At 67.6% G+C, this 5,188-nt stretch carries 4 protein-coding genes; 3 read left to right on the top strand and 1 reads right to left on the bottom strand.

The features are described 5' to 3' along the window. Both ACFWY6_RS43990 and ACFWY6_RS43985 read left to right on the top strand, forming a co-directional pair. The coding region (locus ACFWY6_RS43990; protein WP_384703117.1) for an RNA polymerase sigma factor at positions 1-1,156 on the top strand (1,156 nt) is incomplete at its 5' end. A gap of 152 nt (positions 1,157-1,308) precedes the next feature. Beyond that, complete coding sequence (locus tag ACFWY6_RS43985; protein WP_384703115.1) at positions 1,309-2,139, top strand: serine protease; 831 nt, start codon at positions 1,309-1,311, stop codon at positions 2,137-2,139. Between the two features lie 144 nt (positions 2,140-2,283). On the opposite strand, the gene ACFWY6_RS43980 is transcribed toward ACFWY6_RS43985, so the two are convergent. Then, positions 2,284-2,511, bottom strand: coding sequence for a hypothetical protein (locus ACFWY6_RS43980; RefSeq protein ID WP_135330770.1), 228 nt, complete (start codon positions 2,509-2,511; stop codon positions 2,284-2,286). A gap of 440 nt (positions 2,512-2,951) precedes the next feature. Here ACFWY6_RS43980 and ACFWY6_RS43975 point away from each other — a divergent pair, with 440 nt between their 5' ends. Continuing rightward, complete coding sequence (locus ACFWY6_RS43975) at positions 2,952-5,075, top strand: type IIA DNA topoisomerase subunit B (protein WP_384703112.1); 2,124 nt, start codon at positions 2,952-2,954, stop codon at positions 5,073-5,075. The last annotated feature ends 113 nt before the right edge of the window (positions 5,076-5,188 follow it).

Genomic DNA, 5,188 nt, shown 5'->3' with positions numbered 1-5,188 from the left:
GAATATGGATGTTCCCTACAAGACCACGCAAAACAAGCCCGTCGCCAACAAGACCGTCGCCAAGAAGGCGACGGCAAAGAAGAGTGCGTCCAAGGACGACGAGATCCTGGACGACGAGGCCACCGAGGAGACGCCCGCCAAGGGCAAGCCCGGTGAGGGCGAGCCCGCGGAAGAGGGTGCCCAGGGCTTCGTGCTGTCCGACGAGGACGAGGACGACGCCCCGGCCCAGCAGGTCGCCGCGGCCGGTGCCACCGCCGACCCCGTCAAGGACTACCTGAAGCAGATCGGCAAGGTCCCGCTGCTCAACGCCGAGCAGGAGGTCGAGCTCGCCAAGCGCATCGAGGCCGGTCTGTTCGCCGAGGACAAGCTGGCGAACGCCGACAAGCTCGCGCCGAAGCTCAAGCGCGAGCTGGAGATCATCGCCGAGGACGGCCGCCGCGCCAAGAACCACCTCCTGGAGGCCAACCTCCGTCTGGTGGTCTCCCTGGCCAAGCGCTACACCGGCCGCGGCATGCTCTTCCTGGACCTCATCCAGGAGGGCAACCTCGGTCTGATCCGCGCGGTCGAGAAGTTCGACTACACCAAGGGCTACAAGTTCTCCACGTACGCCACCTGGTGGATCCGTCAGGCGATCACCCGCGCCATGGCCGACCAGGCCCGCACCATCCGTATCCCGGTGCACATGGTCGAGGTCATCAACAAGCTCGCGCGCGTGCAGCGCCAGATGCTCCAGGACCTGGGCCGCGAGCCCACCCCGGAGGAGCTGGCCAAGGAACTCGACATGACCCCGGAGAAGGTCATCGAGGTCCAGAAGTACGGCCGTGAGCCGATCTCCCTCCACACCCCCCTGGGTGAGGACGGCGACAGCGAGTTCGGTGACCTCATCGAGGACTCCGAGGCGGTCGTTCCGGCCGACGCGGTCAGCTTCACGCTCCTCCAGGAGCAGCTGCACTCCGTGCTCGACACCCTGTCCGAGCGTGAGGCGGGCGTGGTCTCCATGCGCTTCGGCCTCACCGACGGCCAGCCGAAGACCCTCGACGAGATCGGCAAGGTCTACGGAGTGACGCGTGAGCGCATCCGTCAGATCGAGTCGAAGACGATGTCGAAGCTGCGTCACCCGTCGCGTTCGCAGGTCCTGCGCGACTACCTCGACTAGTCACCAGCGCCGCACAAAGAAGGCCCGAAGTCTCCATGGGAGGTTTCGGGCCTTCTGTCTGCCCCGGTGCGGGCGCGCGTGGGCGCGAGTGCGGGGCGTGTCGCGCTGGATCACTGTGGGTGTGACATGACAACCCAGAGTGAGGAAATCGCATGCCTCGTCCTTTCGCCCCGACCCTGACGGCGGCACTGGCCCTTGCCGCCACCGCAGCGGCGCTGCCGCTGGCCGCCCCGGCCCCGGCGGCGGCCGACAGCGTGGTCATCGGGGGCAGCCCGGTCGATGTGGCCGACAGCCCGTGGGTGGTGGCGCTGTCCAGTCGTGACCGGTTCGGGGGTACGCGTGCGGGACAGTTCTGCGGAGGGGTGGTGGTCGGGCGCTCGACGGTCCTCACCGCGGCCCACTGCCTGAGCGAGGAAGTCCTCGGCGTGCCGCTGCGTGCGTTGAGTGACCTGAGGGTGATCGCCGGCCGCGGGGATCTGGGCACGTCCGAGGGCCGCGAGATTCCGGTGCGTGAGACATCGGTGAATCCGCGTTACAACAGTTTCACGAACGCCGATGACATGGCGGTGCTGAGGCTGGCGCAACCGCTCCCCGAGGGCTCCGCGATCCGTATGGCGGGGCCGGGGGATCCGGCGTACGAGCCCGGCACACGGGCGGCCGTCTACGGGTGGGGTGACACGACGGGTGCAGGCGACTACGCGCGTACGTTGCGCTCCGCACCGATGCGCGTACTGTCCGACTCCCTGTGTGAGCAGGCGTATCCGGGCAGTGCGGACGGAACGTACAGGTCCGGATCCATGCTGTGTGCGGGAGAACCCGACGGAGGGCGTGACGCCTGCCAGGGGGACAGCGGCGGCCCACTGGTCGCACAGGGCAAGCTCATCGGCCTGGTGTCGTGGGGCAGTGGCTGCGGGCGGGCCGGGAGCCCCGGGGTCTATACGCGGGTCTCGGGGGTCGCCCCAGCGATGGGTCTGCGTCGCTGAAGGTGCGGAGCGCCAACAGGGGCCGCAGGGGAGGCGCCTGAGCGTCCGCGTAACGAGAGCGGGCGACCGTCCCTGGGTTGGCAGGGTCGGCCGCCCGATCGCCGGCCTGGTGTGCGCCGGAGGGCTCGTCGTGGGTGCGAGGTGTCAGCGTTCCTCGTCGGGGGTCTCCGGGACGGCCGTCAGCCGCTCCGTCTCGTCCTGTATCTCAGCGGCGATCTTCTTGAGTTCCGGCTCGAACTTGCGGCCGTGGTGGGCGCAGAAGAGCAGTTCACCGCCGCTCAACAGGACGACGCGCAGGTATGCCTGGGCGCCGCAGCGGTCGCAGCGATCAGCGGCCGTCAGGGGGCTCGCGGGGGTCAGAACAGTAGTCACGTCGCCTCTTCTCTAGCTCGACGAGCTGTCGTACCAGGGTCAACATCCAACCAGGCCGAAAACGTTCCCGCTCGTGGCTTTTCCTCGAAGTTTTTTCCGAGGCGGCTGTCTGCTGCCGGTTGGCGGCGAATGTGCCGTATTGCGTCTCTTACGTGTCTTACGGTTTCGCGCTGATTGTCAGGTCGGTCGTCCACCGGCTGGCTTGCCGGTTGTTCATGAGGACGTGCCCGGAGCCTAAATGGTTCATGCCTGGAAGGGAACGTGACGTTTGCTTCACTCCATCGAGGGATCGAACAAGCGTGCGGCTCTGGACTAGTCTGAGTTGAGACGAGGGTGGCGTTACAACGGCTCTACCAGGCCTCGGTACCCTCTGACCGGCAACCGAAGCCGGGTCCTTACCCAAAAGGGCCCCCCTTGAAATTCAGCGAGGAGCGAACCGCGTGACCGCCGAGACGTCCGTGCCGTCCACAGCGTTGCTGACCGGAGCAGACCGGGACGGTTCCAACTACACCGCGCGGCACCTGCTCGTCCTGGAGGGGCTCGAGGCCGTTCGCAAGCGTCCGGGCATGTACATCGGGTCGACGGACAGCCGCGGCCTGATGCACTGCCTCTGGGAGATCATCGACAACTCCGTCGACGAGGCCCTGGGCGGCTACTGCGACCACATCGAAGTCATCCTCCACGACGACGCCTCCGTAGAGGTCCGGGACAACGGCCGAGGCATCCCGGTGGATGTCGAGCCCAAGACCGGCCTCTCCGGAGTCGAGGTCGTCATGACGAAGCTCCACGCGGGCGGAAAGTTCGGCGGTGGCTCGTACGCCGCCTCCGGCGGTCTGCACGGCGTGGGCGCCTCCGTGGTGAACGCCCTCTCCGCGCGCCTCGACGTGGAGGTGGACCGCGCGGGACACACCCACGCCATCAGCTTCCGGCGCGGCGTCCCCGGTGCGTTCGCCAAGCCTGGTGCCGACGCCGATTTCGACTCCTCGGCCAAGCTGCGCAAGGCCAAGAAGATCCCCAAGACCCGCACCGGCACCCGCGTGCGCTACTGGGCCGACCGCCAGATCTTCCTCAAGGACGCCAAGCTCAACCTGGAGACGCTGCACCAGCGCGCCCGCCAGACCGCGTTCCTGGTGCCGGGCCTGACCATCGTCGTACGCGACGAGTACGGCCTCGGGGAAGGCGGCAGCAAGGGCGAGGAATCCTTCCGCTTCGACGGCGGCATCAGCGAGTTCTGCGAGTACCTCGCGCAGGACAAGGCCGTCTGCGACGTCCTCCGCTTCTCCGGCTCGGGCACCTTCAAGGAGACCGTGCCGGTCCTCGACGACCACGGCCAGATGACGCCCACCGAGGTCACCCGTGAGCTCGGTGTGGACGTGGCGCTGCGCTGGGGCACCGGGTACGACACGACGCTGCGGTCCTTCGTCAACATCATCGCCACCCCCAAGGGCGGCACCCATGTGACCGGCTTCGAGCGCTCCCTCACCAAGACGATGAACGAGGCGCTGCGCACCCAGAAGGTGCTGCGCGTGGCCGAGGACGACATCGTCAAGGACGACGCTCTCGAAGGCCTGACGGCCGTCGTCACGGTCCGTCTCGCCGAGCCGCAGTTCGAGGGCCAGACCAAGGAGGTGCTCGGCACCTCGGCGGCCAACCGCATCGTCGCCAACGTCATCGCCAAGGAGCTCAAGGCGTTCCTCACGTCCACCAAGCGTGACGCGAAGGCCCAGGCGCGCTCCGTCATGGAGAAGGCGGTCGCGGCTGCCCGTACGCGCATCGCGGCCCGCCAGCACAAGGACGCCCAGCGCCGGAAGACGGCCCTGGAGTCCTCCTCGCTGCCCGCGAAGCTCGCCGACTGCCGCAGCGATGACGTGGAGCGCAGCGAGCTCTTCATCGTCGAGGGCGACTCCGCGCTCGGCACCGCCAAGCTGGCGCGGAACTCCGAGTTCCAGGCGCTCCTGCCGATCCGCGGCAAGATCCTCAACGTTCAGAAGGCGTCCGTGACGGACATGCTGAAGAACGCCGAGTGCGGCGCGATCATCCAGGTCATAGGAGCCGGGTCCGGCCGGACCTTCGACATCGACGCGGCGCGCTACGGAAAGATCATTCTCCTCGTCGACGCCGATGTCGACGGCGCGCACATCCGCATCCTGCTGCTGACGCTGTTCCAGCGCTATATGCGGCCCATGGTCGAGGCGGGCCGGGTGTTCGCCGCGGTGCCGCCGCTGCACCGCATCGAGCTCAGCCAGCCCAAGAAGGGCCAGGACAAGTACATCTACACGTACTCGGACCGTGAGCTGCGGGACACGCTGCTGGAGCTGCAGCGCAAGAACGTCCGGTACAAGGACTCGATCCAGCGGTACAAGGGTCTGGGCGAGATGGACGCCGACCAGCTGGCCGAGACCACGATGGACCCGCGCTATCGCACCCTGCGCCGCATCAACATCTCCGACCTGGAGTCCTCGGAGCAGGTCTTCGATCTGCTGATGGGCAACGACGTGGCGCCCCGCAAGGAATTCATCACGAGCTCGGCGGCGACGCTGGACCGCTCGCGCATCGACGCGTAGCGCTCGCGGCGGTCGCGCCGGGCGCGGAACGTGCGTGCGTTCCGCTCGGCGGTGCGCACTCCACCCGCGGTCTCTGAAACACAACACCCAGCCCCCGAGACCAGGGAGGATCT

This window comes from Streptomyces sp. NPDC059037, assembly GCF_042740015.1.
In the GTDB taxonomy this organism is placed as follows: Bacteria; Actinomycetota; Actinomycetes; order Streptomycetales; family Streptomycetaceae; genus Streptomyces.
Note: the sequence above shows the minus strand (reverse complement) of the source record. Positions and strands in the feature narration are given on the sequence as shown.